This window comes from Pseudonocardia sp. EV170527-09, assembly GCF_008369905.1.
GTDB lineage: Bacteria > Actinomycetota > Actinomycetes > Mycobacteriales > Pseudonocardiaceae > Pseudonocardia.
In genome coordinates this window covers 1-16,386 of record NZ_VRMC01000017.1, presented here as the reverse complement: position 1 = coordinate 16,386, position 16,386 = coordinate 1, and the positions used below count along the sequence as shown (strand labels likewise).

Annotated in this window: 12 protein-coding genes and 1 pseudogene; 1 reads left to right on the top strand and 12 read right to left on the bottom strand. The window is 74.3% G+C overall.

What is annotated here, in order from left to right:
- Positions 1-7 precede the first annotated feature (7 nt).
- From ffh to FVA95_RS07230, 9 genes and pseudogenes are all read right to left on the bottom strand, one after another.
- Complete coding sequence (gene ffh / locus FVA95_RS07270) at positions 8-1,576, bottom strand: signal recognition particle protein (RefSeq protein ID WP_149663514.1); 1,569 nt, start codon at positions 1,574-1,576, stop codon at positions 8-10.
- A gap of 10 nt (positions 1,577-1,586) precedes the next feature.
- Positions 1,587-2,276 (bottom strand): AAA family ATPase, encoded by a 690-nt coding sequence (locus FVA95_RS07265; RefSeq protein ID WP_149663513.1) that lies wholly within the window; start codon positions 2,274-2,276, stop codon positions 1,587-1,589.
- Positions 2,277-2,338: 62 nt separating this feature from the next.
- A complete protein-coding gene (locus tag FVA95_RS07260; protein WP_149663512.1) occupies positions 2,339-4,735 on the bottom strand; it encodes a [protein-PII] uridylyltransferase in 2,397 nt (798 codons plus the stop codon).
- Between the two features lie 139 nt (positions 4,736-4,874).
- Complete coding sequence (locus tag FVA95_RS07255; protein ID WP_020624117.1) at positions 4,875-5,213, bottom strand: P-II family nitrogen regulator; 339 nt, start codon at positions 5,211-5,213, stop codon at positions 4,875-4,877.
- Positions 5,214-5,216: 3 nt separating this feature from the next.
- On the bottom strand, positions 5,217-6,545 hold the full coding sequence (locus FVA95_RS07250) for an ammonium transporter (RefSeq protein WP_255474620.1): 1,329 nt from the start codon (positions 6,543-6,545) through the stop codon (positions 5,217-5,219).
- Positions 6,546-6,769: 224 nt separating this feature from the next.
- Positions 6,770-7,974: pseudogene (gene ftsY, locus FVA95_RS07245) on the bottom strand (signal recognition particle-docking protein FtsY).
- A 56-nt stretch (positions 7,975-8,030) separates the two neighbouring features.
- Positions 8,031-11,636: a chromosome segregation protein SMC gene (gene smc, locus FVA95_RS07240; RefSeq protein ID WP_149663510.1), complete on the bottom strand. Its 3,606-nt coding sequence runs from the start codon at positions 11,634-11,636 to the stop codon at positions 8,031-8,033.
- A 48-nt stretch (positions 11,637-11,684) separates the two neighbouring features.
- Entirely contained in the window at positions 11,685-12,101 is a 417-nt protein-coding gene (locus FVA95_RS07235) for a VOC family protein (RefSeq protein WP_149663509.1), read from the bottom strand.
- A 62-nt stretch (positions 12,102-12,163) separates the two neighbouring features.
- On the bottom strand, positions 12,164-12,454 hold the full coding sequence (locus FVA95_RS07230) for an acylphosphatase (RefSeq protein ID WP_149663508.1): 291 nt from the start codon (positions 12,452-12,454) through the stop codon (positions 12,164-12,166).
- Positions 12,455-12,475: 21 nt separating this feature from the next.
- On the opposite strand from FVA95_RS07230, the gene FVA95_RS07225 reads away from it, so the two are divergent.
- Positions 12,476-13,282 (top strand): CAP domain-containing protein, encoded by an 807-nt coding sequence (locus FVA95_RS07225; RefSeq protein ID WP_240051326.1) that lies wholly within the window; start codon positions 12,476-12,478, stop codon positions 13,280-13,282.
- A gap of 13 nt (positions 13,283-13,295) precedes the next feature.
- On the opposite strand, the gene FVA95_RS07220 is transcribed toward FVA95_RS07225, so the two are convergent.
- The 3 genes from FVA95_RS07220 to FVA95_RS07210 all read right to left on the bottom strand — a co-directional run.
- Positions 13,296-13,997, bottom strand: a complete 702-nt coding sequence (locus tag FVA95_RS07220) for a response regulator (RefSeq protein WP_043275999.1) — start codon at positions 13,995-13,997, stop codon at positions 13,296-13,298.
- Entirely contained in the window at positions 13,994-15,868 is a 1,875-nt protein-coding gene (locus tag FVA95_RS07215; protein WP_240051325.1) for a DUF4118 domain-containing protein, read from the bottom strand. The genes FVA95_RS07220 and FVA95_RS07215 overlap by 4 nt, the downstream gene beginning before the upstream one ends.
- A gap of 126 nt (positions 15,869-15,994) precedes the next feature.
- A partial coding sequence (locus tag FVA95_RS07210; RefSeq protein ID WP_193564271.1) for a transposase occupies positions 15,995-16,386 on the bottom strand: 392 nt, incomplete at its 5' end.

Genomic DNA, 16,386 nt, shown 5'->3' with positions numbered 1-16,386 from the left:
ACCCTAGCTACTTCTTCTTGCCGAAGTTCAGCTTCGACGGGTCGAACCCGGGCGGCAGCTGGTCGAGGTTGCCCAGCCCGGGCGGGAGCTGCTGGAGGCTCGGCGGGAGGTTCGACAGGTCCGGCGCGCCGGCGGCGGCGCGGTTCGCGGGGTTGCCGCTGCGCCGGCCCTTCTTCGCCTGCCGGGCCTTGCGCGGGTTCTTCGGGACCTTCTTGGTCGCGCTGCGCCCGCCACCGCCGAAACCGAACTGGCCGGCCATCTGCTTCATCATCTTGCGGGCCTCGAAGAAGCGGTTGACCAGGTCGTTCACGTCGGAGACGGAGACGCCGGACCCGTTCGCGATGCGCTGGCGGCGCGACGCGTTGATGATCTTGGGGTCCGCCCGCTCGGCGGGGGTCATGCCGCGGATGATGGCCTGCAGGCGGTCGATCTGACGGTCGTCGACCTGCTCCAGCGCGGCCTTCGCCTGCCCGGAGTTCATCCCCGGGAGCATGTTCAGGATGTTGCCGATCGGCCCCATCTTGCGCAGCTGCAGCATCTGCTGGAGGAAGTCCTCCAGGGACAGCTCGCCGGAGCTGATCTTCGCGGCGGCGGCCGCGGACTGCTCGGCGTCGAAGACCTGCTCGGCCTGCTCGATGAGGGTGAGCAGGTCACCCATCCCGAGGATGCGCGAGGACATCCGGTCGGGGTGGAAGACGTCGAAGTCCTCGAGCTTCTCGCCGTTGGAGGCGAAGAGGATCGGCTGACCGGTGACCTCGCGGACGCTCAGCGCGGCACCACCGCGGGCGTCGCCGTCGAGCTTGGTCAGCACGACACCGGTGAAGCCGACGCCGTCGCGGAACGCCTCGGCCGTGGCCACGGCGTCCTGACCGATCATCGCGTCGACGACGAACAGGACCTCGTCGGGCTGCACCGCGTCCCGGATGTCGGACGCCTGGCGCATCAGCTCCTCGTCGACGCCGAGGCGGCCCGCCGTGTCGACGATGACCACGTCGTACTGCTTGTCGCGGGCGTGGGCGATGCCGTCGCGGGCGACGCCGACCGGGTCGCCGGGGCCCTCGGGGAGCTCACCGGACCCGGTGGCACCGGGGTGCGGTGCATAGGTCGGGACGCCGGCGCGCTCACCGACGATCTGCAGCTGGTTCACCGCGTTGGGACGCTGCAGGTCGCACGCCACGAGCAGCGGGGTGTGGCCCTGGCCCCGGAGCCAGCGGGCGAGCTTGCCGGCCAGGGTCGTCTTTCCGGCGCCCTGCAGACCGGCCAGCATGATGACCGTCGGCGGTTCCTTCGCCAGGTTCAGCCGCCGCGTCTCGCCGCCGAGGATCGCGACGAGCTCCTCGTTGACGATCTTGACGACCTGCTGGGCCGGGTTCAGGGCCTGGGAGACCTCCGTCCCCTTGGCCCGCTCCTTGATCCGCGCGATGAAACCGCGGACCACCGGCAGGGCGACGTCCGCCTCCAGCAGCGCGATCCGGATCTCGCGCGCGGTGGCGTCGATGTCGGCGTCGGAGAGCCGGCCCTTGCCGCGCAGGTCGCGCAGCGTGGATCCGAGCCGCTCGGAGAGGGAGTCGAACACCCTTACCAGCCTACTTGGCCAGTGCCAGTCCCCCACGGGCACCGGAGCGATCGGTGCGGCGGACCGAGGACCAGCCGGTCTCGGTGCCCGCCCGCAGCGCGTCGACGGTGTCGCGGGCGCGCCGCGCATGCGTCGCGAACGGGCGCGAGCGGACCACCCGTCCACGGGCGTGCTGGCCGTCGAGTGCCTGGTCGGGGGTGGTGTCGAGCCACAGCAGGTGCGGTGCGCGGCGGCCGAGCCTGGCCAGTGCCCGCACCGCGGCCCGTACCCGCGGCGAGGTCGCGGGCAGGTGGACGACGACGGTGCCCGCGGGCCCGAGCACCGCGGTGACCACCGACGCGCGGTGGGTCAGGTGGGTCAGCCACCGGTACGCCGGATACGGCGTCGCGGCCGGGAGCAGCCGCGCCAGCGTGGCCCGGGTGGCCCCCGAGTCGAGGACCCGGGTGTCCGCCGGCGCGTCGAGCCCGGCGAGCAGGGTGGACTTGCCCGCTCCCGGCAGGCCCGCGACCAGCAGCAGCGAACGCCCCGGCAGCACGACGACCAGCGGCGCCGCCGGATCGTCGTCGGACGGGGCCCCGGCCGCCGGGCCGACGCGCGGCTCCGCGCCGGGGCCGCCGGGCGGACCGGGGTCGGGGGGGCGGTGCTCGGTGTCGCGGGTCGGCAGGACGGCGCCGGTCGGCACGGCACGGGCGGTGGTCATGTGTGGTGAAACGGCCCGGTCGCCCGAATCGTTCCGTTCACACCGCGCCGCGCCGTGCTGCGTCACGTGGCGGTTCGGGCCTCGCCCTGCCCGGCGGCGACCGTGAGGACCGCGGACTCGATGGCGGCGCGGGCCGCCCTGTCCGGGGACCCGCCGATGCCGAAGGAGTCGACGACCGAGGCGCCGAGCGTCTCGACCCGGGCCCAGACGAGGTCCACCCCGGCCCGTTCGAGCGCGGCGGTGACGTGGTGGAGCAGCCCGATGCGGTCGGTGCCACGCAGCTCCAGCACGACCGCCCCGGTGGCCTCGTCGTCGAACCACAGCACCCGGGGCGGGGCGATCCGTTCCACCTCCGGCGTCGACGGCGCGTAGTCGCGTTCCTTGCGCGCCAGCGCCTGCGCCAGGTCCAGGGATCCGGCACGCACCCGCACCAGGTCCGACCGGACCAGCGCCGGGTCGGGCAGGCCACCGAACCGCGGGGTCACCGCGAACGTCTCGACCGTCACCCCGTCGGACACGGTCACGTCGGCGGTGTGCACCTGCAGCGAGTGCAGGGCGAGCACCCCGGCGACGGCCGAGAGCACCCCCCGCCCGTCGGGCAGCGCGACGGTGACCGAGGAGACGTCGCCGTCGCCGGTGAAGCGGACCTGCGGTCCCCCCTCTGCCACCGCCTCGACCATCTCGTGGTGGGCCGGATCCGGTGGACCGGGCTCGACGAACGGACGGCCGTCGAGCGCGGACAGGCAGCGCCCGGCCAGCCCGTGGATCAGGGTCCGCCGCCACGGGGTCCAGACGCCGGGCCCGGTGCCCAGCGAGTCCGCCTCGGCCAGGGCGTCGAGCAGCTCGACGAGCAGCGCCACGTCGGTGTCGCCCCGGCCGCCGGGGGCGACCGCCTCGCGCAGCGTGTCCAGCACCCGCGACACCGTCGCCGGGTCCTCCGGGTCGCGCCGGGTCGCGGTGTGCGGCAGCAGCAGGTGGTGGCGCACCATCGCCGCGAGCAGCACGAGGTCGCCCTCGCGCAGACCGAGCCGTTCGCCGATCTGGCCGACCAGCGACTCCCCCACCACCGAGTGGTCGCCGCCCCGGCCCTTGCCGATGTCGTGCAGGAGCGCCCCGACCAGCAACAGGTCCGGACGCGCCACCCGGGTGGTGAGCCGGGCGGCCTCGGCGCAGACCTCGACGAGATGACGGTCGACCGTCCAGACGTGCGTGCGGTCCCGCGGCGGCAGGTCACGGACCGCGCCCCACTCGGGGAACAGCCGTCCCCACAGCCCGGTGCGGTCCAGCGACTCGATCACCTCGACGGCCGCCTTGCCGGTCCCGAGCAGGGCGAGCAGCTCGGCCAGCGCGGTCCGCGGCCACGGCGCGCGCAGCTCCGGGGCGGTGTCGGCGAGCCGGGACAGGGTGCCCGCCGAGATCGGCAGCCCGGTGCGGGCGGCGGTGGCGGCGACCCGCAGGACCAGGGCCGGGTCCTTCGTCGCCGACGCGTCGCGGGCGAGCCCGACCTCCCCCGCGTGCTCGACGACGCCGGAGTCCAGCGGCCGGCGCACCGGCGCGCGGCGGAGCGCGGCGAGTCCCCGGCGGGGCAGCGCGTTGCGGGCCTGGCGCAGCCCGACCTCGGTCGCGAAGGCGACCGCGCGGGCCGCCCCGGACAGGGCGCGGGCCAGGTCGAAACGGTCACCCACGTCGAGGGTCGCGGCGATCTCGTCGGCCTCCTGGGCCCGCAGGACGTCGCGGGCCCGCCCGGACAGCCGGTGCAGCTCGGTGCGCACGTCCAGCAGCAGCGACCGGGCGGCGACGACGTCGGCCCCCGGCCGGTCGACGAGCTGGGCGGTGGCCAGGGCGTCGAGCAGCTGCACGTCCCGCAGGCCGCCGTGGCCGTTCTTCAGGTCCGGCTCGACGCGGTGGGCGACGTCGCCGTTGCGCTGCCAGCGGTCGGTGGTGGTGTCGACGATCTCGTCGAAGCGGCTGCGCATCCCGGCCCGCCAGGCCGTGCGGACGGCGTCGCGGACCTTGCCGGTGAGCGCCGCGTCCCCGGCGACGTGCCGCAGCTCCAGCAGCCCGAAGGCCGCCCGCAGGTCGGTCGCCGCGACCTGGACGGCCTGGCCGGGCGTGCGCACCGAGTGGTCGAGGCCGATCCCGGCGTCCCAGAGCGGGTACCAGAGCTTCTCGGCGAGCGTGTCGACGTCGGTCCGGCCGTCGTGCAGGAGCACGAGGTCGAGGTCGGACCAGGGGCAGAGCTCGCGCCGACCGAGCGCGCCGACGGCCGCCAGCGCCGTCCCGCTCCCCTCACCGCCGACCCCGAGTGCGGCGCACCGGGAGGAGAGCCAGAAGTCGTGCAGGTCGACCAGCGCGGCCCGTAACGCCTCCGGGCCGTGGTGGTGCCGGCCGTTGGATTCCAGGAGGACCGCTTTCGCCTTGACCAGGTCCGCCGCTTCGCCCGACCCCAGGACCGTCATCGCCCTGCGCCACCCGCTTCCTGTTCGTTCGAGTAGTCGACCGCATACATGTCGTGATGTCCGATTCGAGCCCGGACGGCGGACGGCCCGCCGCACTCCGGGGAGGGAGCGCGACGGGCCGTCGCGAGGAGTTCGTCGATCAGATGGCGTCGGCGCCGCGTTCTCCGGTGCGGACGCGGACCACGGTCTCGACCGGGGTCACCCAGACCTTGCCGTCACCGATCTTGCCGGTGCGGGCGGCCTCGACGACCGCGTCGACGACCTTGTCCTGCAGCGTGTCGTCGACCACGACCTCGACGCGGACCTTCGGCACGAAGTCGACCGAGTACTCCGCGCCCCGGTAGACCTCGGTGTGGCCCTTCTGGCGGCCGTAGCCCTGGACCTCGCTGATGGTCAGACCGAGGACACCGATCTGCTCCAGGGCGCCCTTGACGTCCTCGAGGACGAACGGCTTGACGATGGCGGTCACGAGCTTCACGGATCAGACCTCCTGCTTCGCGGCGGGGGTGGCCTTCGCCTCGGTGGCGGGCTTCGGCGAGGAGCCGATACCGCTGCCGCCGCGCAGGCCGGAGAACTCGTAGCCGGTCTCGGCGTGCTCCGCCTCGTCGATACCGGCCTGCTCGGCCTCGTCCTCGACGCGCAGACCGAGGGTGGCCTTGACGATGAGCGCGATGATCGCGGTCACGATGCCGCAGTAGACCAGCGTGGCGAGCGCGGCCACGGCCTGGCGCCAGAGCTGGTCGACGCCGCCGCCGTAGAACAGGCCGTTGGTCTCGTCGGGGGCGATGTCGGTGGCGAAGAAGCCGATGGCCAGGGTACCCCAGAGGCCGGCGACGAGGTGGACGCCGACGACGTCGAACGAGTCGTCGTAGCCCAGCTTGTACTTCCAGCCGACCGCGTAGGCCGACAGCGCACCGGCGAGCACACCGATGGCGAGCGCACCCAGCGGCGAGACCGAGGCACAGGCCGGGGTGATCGCGACCAGACCCGCGACGATGCCGGAGGCGGCACCGAGCGAGGTGGCCTTGCCGTAGCGGATCTTCTCGATCAGCAGCCAGCCCAGGATGGCGGCGGCGGTCGCGGCGATGGTGTTGGTGAAGGCGTAGGCGGCGGCCCAGTCGGCAGCACCGGAGGAACCGGCGTTGAAGCCGAACCAGCCGAACCAGAGCAGACCGGCACCGAGCATGACCATGGTCAGGTTGTGCGGGCGCATGGCCTCACGCGGCCAGCCGCGGCGCTTGCCCAGGATGATGCAGAGGACCAGCGCTGCCATACCGGCGTTGATGTGGACGGCGGTGCCACCGGCGAAGTCGAGCGCGCCCAGCGAGGTGGCGATCCAGCCCTGCTCCAGGTCGAAGACCCAGTGCGCGATCGGGAAGTACACCAGGACGGCCCACAGGCCGGAGAAGAGCATCCACGCGCCGAACTTCATGCGGTCGGCGGCGGCACCGGCGATCAGCGCGACCGTCAGGATCGCGAACATCGCCTGGAAGCTGACGAAGGCCAGCTGCGGCAGCGTCTCGGTGGCCTGGTCGTTCGCCAGGATCGAGGTGAGGCCGAAGTAGGCGAACGGGTCGCCCAGCAGACCGGCGCCGAGGTCCGGGCCGAAGGTCATCGAGTAGCCGAACAGGATCCAGAGAACACCGACGAGGCCCAGCGAGCTGAAGCACATCATCATCATGTTCAGCACGCTCTTGGACCGGGCCTGGCCGCCGTAGAACAGCGCGACCCCCGGTGTCATGAGCAGTACGAGCGCGGCGCTCGCCAGAATCCAGGCGGTATCGCCGCCGCTGAGGGCCTCTGCAGGCACTGTTCCTCCCATGTCCGTCCATCTGACTGACTGGGGAGGAAGAATGATGATCGCGTGTTTCGCATTCGACGCCTGTCCGTTTCGTACCGGTTAACAGGGCGCCGAGCAAGATGACGGTTGCGTTACTCAACAGGATCCGGAGGACCGAAGGTCATCCGAATGGTCCGGTTCGTGACGTGGCGCACGGCGCGGGCCGTACGGACGGGACGGCCCGCGCCACGACCTCAGTCGAGCAGCGCCTCGACGAACGCGGCGGGCTCGAACGGGGCCAGGTCGTCGGGGCCCTCACCGAGCCCGACGAGCTTGACCGGCACGCCCAGCTCGCGCTGGACGCGGAACACGATGCCGCCCTTGGCCGTGCCGTCGAGCTTGGTGAGCACCACCCCGGTGACGTCGACGACCTCGCCGAACACCCGGGCCTGGGTCAGCCCGTTCTGACCGGTGGTGGCGTCGAGGACGAGCAGGACCTCGTCGACCCGGGCCTGCTTCTCGACGACGCGCTTGACCTTGCCGAGCTCGTCCATCAGCCCGGTCTTGGTGTGCAGCCGGCCCGCGGTGTCGAGCAGGACGGCGTCGACGCCGTCGTCGGTGCCGCGCGTGACGGCGTCGAAGGCGACCGAGGCCGGGTCGGCGCCCTCGGGCCCGCGGACGACGCCCGCCCCGGAACGCTCGCCCCAGGTGACGAGCTGCTCGGCGGCGGCGGCCCGGAAGGTGTCGGCCGCGCCCAGGGTCACCCGGTGCCCCCCGGCGACCAGCACCCGGGCGAGCTTGCCGGTCGTGGTGGTCTTGCCGGTGCCGTTGACCCCGACGATCAGCAGCACCGCGGGGCGCCCGTCGTGCGGCAGGGCGTGGACGGAGCGGTCCTGGCCGGTGCCGAGGGCCTCGACGAGCACGTCACGCAGGGCGGCGCGGGCCTGCTCGGCGGTGCGGACACCACGGGTGGCGATCTGCTCGCGCAGCGCGTCGACGATCTCGGCGGTCGTCTCGGGCCCCAGGTCGGCCTGCAGCAGGGTGGCCTCGACGTCCTCCCACGACTCCTCGTCGAGGTCACCCGCGCCGAGCAGGCCCAGAAGGCTCTGGCCGAGCCCGGAGCGCGACCGGGACAGCCTGCCGCGCAGCCGGCCGATCCGGCCCTCCGCCGGGGCGATCTCCTCGGTGGGTGTGCCGGGAGCCTGCGGGTCCGTCGTCTCCGGGCGCGCGGCCGCTCCGGTGCGGTGGCCGTCCCGGAGGAGAAGGCGAACCCGCTCCCGGCCTGGTAGCCGCCGCCGGTGCGCGGTGGCTCGTCCGTACCGGTCCCGAGCTCGCGCTGCTGCTCGTCGGACCGCAGGCTGATGCGCCGTCGGCGGGCGATCACCAGCCCTGCGACGACGGCGATCAGCAACACCGCCACGACGATCGCGACGACGATCCAGAGGGTCTGCGTGGTCACGACGCCACCCTGCCACGCCCGGCCGAGGCAGCGCGCAGGACGGGCCGGTCAGCCGGTCAGGAGGCGGGTCGCAGCCGCTGGGAGATGACCTGGGTGATGCCGTCGCCACGCATGGAGACGCCGTAGAGGGCGTCGGCGACCTCCATCGTCGGCTTCTGGTGGGTGATGACGATGAGCTGGCTGGTCGTGCGCAGCTCCTCCATCAGCGAGATGAGCCGGCGCAGGTTGACGTCGTCGAGGGCCGCCTCGATCTCGTCGAGCACGTAGAACGGCGAGGGACGAGCGCGGAAGATCGCGACGAGCAGCGCCATCGCGGTGAGCGAGCGCTCCCCACCGGACAGCAGCGACAGCCGCTTGACCTTCTTGCCGGGCGGGCGGGCCTCGACCTCGATGCCGGTGGTGAGCATGTCGTCGGGGTCGGTGAGCACGAGCCGGCCGTCGCCGCCGGGGAACAGCGTCGCGAACACGGTCTCGAACTCGGCGGCGACGTCGTGGTAGGCGGTGGTGAAGACCTCGAGGATCTTGTCGTCGACCTCGCGGACGACGGTGAGCAGGTCACGCCGGGTGTTCTTGAGGTCCTCGAGCTGGGTGGACAGGAACTTGTAGCGCTCCTCCAGCGCCGCGAACTCCTCCAGCGCGAGCGGGTTGACCTTGCCCAGCAGCGACAGGTCCTTCTCGGCTCGCTTGAGGCGGCGTTCCTGGGTGGGCCGGTCGAACGGGACCGGCGGCGGCGCGGACACCTGCTCGCCGCGCTCGCGGGCGGCCTCGTACTCGGCGGTCTCCTCGGCCGACGGCGGCACCGGGACCTCGGGCCCGTACTCGGCGACGAGGTCGTCGACGCCGATGCCGTGGTCGCCGAGGATCTTCTCGGTCAGCTGCTCCAGCCGCATCCGGGTCTGCTGGCGCACCATCTCGTCGCGGTGGACGGTGTCGGTGAGCTTCTCCAGCAGCGCGGTCAGCTTCGTGGTGGTGTCGCGGGCCTCGGCGTGCGCACGCTCCCGTTCGGCGCGGGCGGCCTGGATCTCGTCGCGCTCCGCGGCCGCGGCGGCCAGCGAGCGTTCGATCCGCTCGGCGGCGACGTGCCCGGCGTCGACGACGAGCCGGGCGACCTCCGAGGCCCGCTCCCGTTCCGCGGCCGCGGCGGCGGCCCGGGACCGGGCGACGCGCTCGCCGTGCGCCTGGCGGCGCAGGGTCTCCGCGCGCCCGGCGATGGCGCGGGCCCGCTCCTCGGCCGTGCGCAGCGCGAGGCGGCACTCGACCTCCTCGGAGCGGACCTCCTCCACGCGCTCGGCGGCCTCGTCGCGCAGCTCGGTGTCGGGCTCGTCGTCGACCGGGGCGTCGGAGGCCAGGGACAGCTGGTGCTCGGCGGCCTCCAGCTCGATCAGCGAGTCCGACCGCCGCCGCTCCACGGCGTCGCGGCGCTCGCGCAGCCGCTGGGCCTCGGCGCGGGCCGAGGTGACGACCTGTTCGAGCCGCCCGAGCTGGGCGGCGGCGGCCGCGCGGCGACGGTCGGCGTCGGCGACCGCGGCGCGGGCCGCGGTCAGGTCGGTGCCGCGGGCGGCCTCCTCGGCGCGGGCGCCGTCGAGGGTGGGGCGCAGCGACTCCAGCTCGGCGTCGACGGCGTCGCGTGCGGCCAGCGCGTCGTCGACGGCGGCCTGCAGCTGCAGCGCGCCCTCCCCGGCGCCGGTGCCGCCGCGCGCGGCGTGTGCGGTGAGCAGGTCCCCCTCGGTCGTGACCGCGGTCAGCCCCGGCCGGGCCCCCACGGCGGTGGCCGCTGCGTCCAGACCGTCGACGACGACCACCCCGGCCAGCAGCTCCCCCAGCGCCGGGGCGAGCGCGGGCGGTGCGGTGACCAGCGCGGCCGCCCAGCGCCCGGCGGGCGGGTCGCCATCGGGGACCGGGACCGGCACCCGCCCGGCGGAGCGGTCGGCACCGGCGGGCCCGGCGCCGACGAGCAGCGCGGCCCAGCCGGAGTCACCCCGGCGCAGGGACCGCAGCGCGTCGGCCGCGGACACCACGGAGGCGACGGCGACGCCCTCGGCGAGCTCGCCCAGCGCCGCGGCGACCGCGGCCCGACCCGACGGCTCGACCTCGACGAGCTCGGCGACGGCGCCGAGCACGCCGTCGGCGCCGGAGTCCAGCAGGGCGCCGGTGCCGTCGCGGCGGACCAGACCGACCTGCAGGGCGTCGACCCGGGCCCGCCAGTGCGCGCGACGCTGCTCGGCGTCGCGTTCGGCGGCGACCAGCTCGGCGACCCGCTCGGCGGCGCTGCGGTGCGCGGCCTCGGCCTGCTCGACCCGCGTGGCCAGCGCGTCGGTGTCGGCCGCGTCCCCGGAGACGTCGAGGGACTCCCGCGCGGTCTCCAGCTCCGCCTCGGCCTCGGCGGTGCGGGCGCCCGCCTCGGCGAGCGCCTCGGACAGCCGCTCGATCTCCTCGGCGGTCGCGGCGACGCCGGAGCGCAGCGCATCGGCCTTCCCGGCGAGGGTGGCGATCCCGGCACGACGGTCGGCGATGGCGCGCACGGCGGCCAGGTGCTCGCGTTCGGCGGCGGCGAGGGTCCGCTCGCGCTCGGCCTTCTCGGTGACGACCTCGTCGAGCCGGCGCCGGGCCTCGGCGACAGCGGCCACCAGCTCCTCCTCCTGCTCGGCGATCGCGTCGGCCTCGGCCTCGGTCTCGTCCGGGTCCCGGCCGGGGGTGCGCCCGGCCTCGGCCGAGGAGGTGAGGTGGCGAACGCGTTCCTCGGCGAGGCGCACGGTGCCGCGCAGCCGCTCGGCCAGCGCGGAGAGCTGGTACCAGGTGTCCTGCGCGAGCTGCAGCCGCGGCGCGTCCGCGGCGAGCGCGGTCTCCAGCTCGTCCTGGCGCTCGCGGGCGACGTCGAGCTGCTCCTCGACCTCGGCGCGGCGACGCCGGGCCTGCTCCTGGGACGCCTCCTCGCGCTGGGTCTCCTCGGACAGGGTCACGTAGTCGTCGGCGGCCAGGCGGAGCCGCGCGTCGCGCAGCTCGGTCTGCACGGCCTGGGCGCGGCGGGCGATCTCGGCCTGCCGGCCCAGCGGCTTGAGCTGGCGGCGCAGCTCGGCGGTGAGGTCGGTGAGCCGGGTGAGGTTGGCCTGCATCGCGTCGAGCTTGCGGAGCGCCTTCTCCTTGCGCTTGCGGTGCTTGAGGACCCCGGCCGCCTCCTCGATGTAGGAGCGGCGGTCCTCCGGCTTGGACTGCAGCACCCCGTCGAGCTGGCCCTGTCCGACGATGACGTGCATCTCCCGGCCGATGCCGGAGTCGCTGAGCAGCTCCTGCACGTCGAGCAGCCGGGCGCGGGAACCGTTGATCTCGTACTCGCCGGCGCCGTCGCGGAACATCCGCCGGGTCACCGAGACCTCGGAGTAGTCGATCGGCAGGGCGCCGTCGGAGTTGTCGATGGTGAGGGTGACCTCGGCACGGCCCAGCGCCGCGCGGCCGGACGTGCCGGCGAAGATCACGTCCTCCATCTTGCCGCCGCGCAGCGCCTTGGCGCCCTGCTCGCCGAGCACCCAGCTGATCGCGTCGACGACGTTGGACTTGCCCGAGCCGTTCGGCCCGACGACGCAGGTGATCCCCGGTTCCAGGCGCAGCGTGGTGGCCGAGGCGAAGGACTTGAAGCCCTTCATCGTCAGCGTCTTCAGGTGCACGAGCGGGGATCTCCAGGTGCGCGGGGGCCCACAGGGTAGCGGGGGACCTCAGGCGGGCGGTGCCGAGGCGTTGACCAGCCAGCGGACCCCGAACCGGTCGGTGAGCTGGCCGAACTCGTCGCCCCACATCTGCTTCTCCATCGGGACGTCGACGACGCCGCCCTCGGCGAGCCCGGCGAAGAAGCCGCGCAGCTTCTCCGGCTCGTCGCCGGAGAGGCTGACCGAGATGCCCGAGGGTGCCCCGGTCGGGCGCTGCGGGTCACCGTCGGACGCCATCAGGGCGAACCCGTCGGGGGTGCCGAGGTAGGAGTGCATCACACCCTGCGGCGGCGGGACGGGGCCCTCGGCCCCCATGTCACCGAAGGTCATGACCTGCAGCTCGCCGCCCAGCACGGAGCGGTAGAACTCCATCGCCTCGCGCGCACGGCCGTCGAAGTGCAGGTACGGGGTCATCTGGACGGGCATCGGGACCTCCGGGAATCGGTGTGGGCACAGGTGTAGACCCCGGCACCGACAGAACTGAGCGGTCAGGCCTCGACGAACCCGGAGAATGCGCCGGACGGCTCAGCCCACTGCTCCGACACCGACGTCACCCGTCCCGGGGTGTCCCCGCCGCGCAGCAGCTCCAGCAGGCGCTCACAGGAGGCGCGGTCACCCTCCGCGGTCACCGCGACCCGGCCGTCGGACAGGTTGCGGGCCTGGCCGACCAGGCCGAGCTCGAGTGCCCGCGACCGCGTCCACCAGCGGAAACCGACGCCCTGTACCTCCCCCTGGACCCATGCGATCAGCCGAACGGTCGAATCTGTGTTGCCACTCACAGTGCTGATACGTTACCGGCTGTGACCCGACGACGCACACCGCGCGCCGCGAGCGCCGTGCTCGGTGGGGTGGGGGCCGGCGCCGTGCTGGCCATGGCCGCCCCGCTCGCCGCACCGGCGCTCACCGCGGCGGGCTGGACCGACGCCGAACGGGCCGGTGGACGGGCGTCCGACACCGTGCCCCTCCGGGCGGTCGGTGCCGCGTACGCGACGACGGCCCCGACCGGCACCGGTGCACGCCCCACGGTCGACGGCGCCCCCGTCGACGGCGCCGCGCTCGTCCGCGGCGCGCTCGCCGCGGCCCCGGCCGCCCCGGGCTCCTCCGTCCGCACCGCACTCGACGCGCTCGCCGCGCACGAGGCCGCGGCCACCGCCGCCGCCGCGAGGACGACCGGCCCCGCCACCGGACGGGCCCCCGCGGCCCGCTCGGCGGCCCCGTCGGCGACGGGTGTCGTGGCCGGGCTGTCCGGTGAGCTCGCCCGGGTCGTCGCGCTGACCAACGCCGAGCGGGCCGCCGCAGGATGCGGTGCGCTGCGGGCCGACCCGCGGATCAGCGCGGCCGCCCAGGGCCACAGCGAGGACATGGCGGCCCAGGGCTACTTCGCCCACGACAGCCGCGACGGGCGCGACTTCGCCGACCGCATCACCGCGGCGGGCTACGCCTCCCCCGGCGCGGAGAACATCGCGATGGGACAGCCGGACGCGGCGACCGTGGTCGCGGACTGGATGGAGTCCCCCGGGCACCGGAAGAACATCCTCGACTGCTCGCTGACCACGATCGGCGTCGGGCTGGCCGACGGCTACTGGACCCAGGACTTCGGCCGCTGAGGGACACGCCGCCTCAGCCGTCGAACCGGTACCCCATCCCCGCCTCGGTGATCAGGTACTTCGGCCGCGACGGCACCGGCTCCAGCTTGCGCCGCAGCTGGGCGAGGTAGACCCGCAGGTAGTGGGTCTCGGTGCCGTACTGCGGCCCCCAGACCTCGCGCAGCAGCCGCTTCTGCTCGACGAGCTTCCCGCGGTGGCGCACCAGCAGCTCCAGGATCCCCCATTCGGTCGGGGTCAGGTGCACCTCGGCGCCGTCGGCGCGCACGACCGTCTTGGCCGCCAGGTCGACGGTGAAGTCCGCGGTGGTCACCACGGCCTCACCGTCGACGGACGACACCGCGGCGCGGCGCACGGCGGCCCGCAGCCGGGCCAGCAGCTCCGCCATCCCGAACGGCTTGGTGACGTAGTCGTCGGCGCCGGCGTCGAGCGCCCGCACCTTGTCGGTGGAGTCGGTGCGCGCGGACAGCACGATCACCGGCACCGTGCTCCAGCCGCGCAGCCCCTCGACGACCTCGGTGCCGTCGAGGTCGGGCAGCCCCAGGTCGAGCACGACGACGTCCGGGTGCCCGTCCGCGGCCACCCGCAGCGCCGCCGAGCCGTCCGCGGCGACGAGCACCGTGTAGCCGTGCGCGGTCAGATTGATCCGCAGGGCCCGCAGGATCTGCGGGTCGTCGTCGACGACCAGCACCCGCACCCCGTTCCCGCCCCCGCTCATCGGGCCGCCCCCACCGGCGCGGCGGGCAGCGAGATGACCACGGTGGGACCGCCGCCCGGGGTGTCCTCCGCGGTCAGCTCGCCGCCCATCACCACGGTCAGCCCCTGCGCCACCGACAGGCCCAGGCCGAGCCCGGACGTCGCGTCGCGGTCGCCGAGGCGCTGGAAGGCGGCGAACAGCGCGTCGCGTTCGCGCGGGGCGACTCCGCGGCCCCGGTCGACGACGCGCAGCTCGACCCGGTCGGAGTAGGCGCTGGCGCGCAGGACCACCTCCGTCCCGCCGTGCCGCAGCGCGTTGTCGACGACGTTGGCGAGCACCCGGTCGAGCAGGCCCGCGTCGGCGAGCACGTCGGGCAGGTCCTCGTCGATCTCGACCCGGACCCGGTCGGCGCCCTCCAGGCCGAGCAGCGCGGTGGCGGCCACCTCGTCGTAGCCGACCGGGGCGAGCAGCGGGGTCACCGCGCCCGCGGCGAGCCGGGAGGAGTCGAGCAGGTTGTCCACCAGGCCGGTGAGCCGGTCCGCGGACTCCTCGACGGTCGCCAGCAGCTCGGCGCGGTCGTCGGGCCCGAGCGGGAGGTGCTCGTCGCGCAGGCTGCCCGCGGCGGCCTTGATCGAGGTCAGCGGGCTGCACAGGTCGTGTCCGACGGCGGAGAGCAGCGCGCCCCGGGTCTCGTTGGCGGCCGCGCGGCGCTCGGCGTCGGCGGCGCCCGCCTCGGCACGCTGCCCGCGCAGCGCCAGCAGCGCCTGCCCACCGACGACCTCCAGCAGCCTGCGGTCGGCAGCGGGCAGGGCCCGGCCGGTCCCGACCAGGTGCAGACCCTCGTCGACGACGACGTCCACGTCGGCCTTCTCCGGCCGGTCGCACGCCCCGGCGTCGCCGGTGCACGCCACCCGGCGCCACACCCGGTCCTCGCCCTGCTCGAGCAGGGCCACCGACTGCAGTGCCCAGGTCTCGCGGACCCGGTCCAGCAGCCGCGGCAGCGGGTCGGACCGGGTCAGCACGGTCCGCGCGAACGACGCGAGCAGCGCCGCCTCGGCCCGGGCCCGCACCGCCTGCTCCGCGCGCCGGGCCGCCCGGTCGACGACGAGCGCCACCAGCACCCCCACCAGCAGCATCGTGGACACGGTGATGACGTTGCCGGGGTTGGCGATCGCGAGCGAGTACAGCGGCGAGGACAGGAAGAAGTTCAGCAGCAGCCCACCGAGCAGCGCGGCGAGCAGCGCCGGACCGAGCCCGCCCGCCAGCGCGGCGAGCACGGTCGCGAGGAAGTAGAGGACGACGTCGGTGGACAGGTCCACCCAGTCGGTCAGCGCGATCCCGATCACGGTCGCCGCCGCCGGGGCGAGCACGGCGGTCACCCAGCCGAGCGCCTGGCGCCCCGCCGGCAGCCCGTTGCGCAGCCTCGGCAGCCGCAGGGCCCGCCCGGCGGCGGAGTGGGTGACCATGTGCACGTCGATCGGTCCGGACTCCTGGACCACCCGCGCCCCGATGCCGGGGGCGAAGACCCGGGCCAGCCGGGAGCGCCGGGAGGTGCCCAGCACCAGCTGGGTGGCGTTGGCCCCGCGGGCGAAGTCGAGCAGGGCGTCGTCGACGGACTCCCCGACGACGGTGTGGAAGCTCGCGCCGACCCCCTCGGCCATCCGCCGGACCCGGTCCGCGGCCCCGACACCGGTGGCGGCGAGGCCGTCGCCGCGCAGCACGTGCACCGCCATCAGGTCGGCGCCGCCGGAGCGTTTCGCGATCCGGGCGGCGCGGCGCAGCACGGTCTCGGACTCCCGGCCGCCGGTCAGCGCGACCACCACCCGTTCGCGGGTCTCCCACACGTCGGACACCTGCTGCTCGGTGCGGTAGCGGCGCAGCACCACGTCCACCTCGTCGGCGATCCACAGCAGCGCGAGCTCCCGCAGCGCGACGAGGTTGGGGACCCGGAAGTAGTGCGCGAGGGCGGCGTCGACGCGTTCGGGTCTGTAACGAGAACGGTGGTTCCGGCGATGTTGTCAGTAGTGCTCGGCGCCCGGCCAGCGGTCACCGAAAGTGATGGCGAAGGCGTTGAGGACTGGCTTCCAGCGCATCATCCATCGGGTGTGGCCTCGTCCGGTCGGGTCGAGGCTGCGGGTGACAAGGTACAGACATTTCATCGCGGCCTGCTCGCTGGGGAAATGCCCTCGCGCTCGGACCGCTCGCCGGTAGCGGGCGTTCAACGATTCGATCGCGTTCGTCGTACAGATCACCCTCCGGACCTCGATGTCGTAGTCGAGGAACGGCACGAACTCGGTCCAGGCGTTACGCCACAAACGTATCATCGCCGGATAGGCTCGCCCCCACTCGTCATCGAGATCATCCAGCGCGGCTGCAGCGGCATCGGCGGTGGACGCGGTGTAAATAGCTC

Bases quoted from the DNA above. Each gene is read 5' to 3' on its own strand.
- FVA95_RS07265 (WP_149663513.1), bottom strand. From the start codon at position 2,276: ATGACCACCGCCCGTGCCGTGCCGACCGGCGCCGTCCTGCCGACCCGC.
- FVA95_RS07260 (WP_149663512.1), bottom strand. From the start codon at position 4,735: ATGACGGTCCTGGGGTCGGGCGAAGCGGCGGACCTGGTCAAGGCGAAA.
- FVA95_RS07235 (WP_149663509.1), bottom strand. From the start codon at position 12,101: ATGCCCGTCCAGATGACCCCGTACCTGCACTTCGACGGCCGTGCGCGC.
- FVA95_RS07220 (WP_043275999.1), bottom strand. From the start codon at position 13,997: ATGAGCGGGGGCGGGAACGGGGTGCGGGTGCTGGTCGTCGACGACGAC.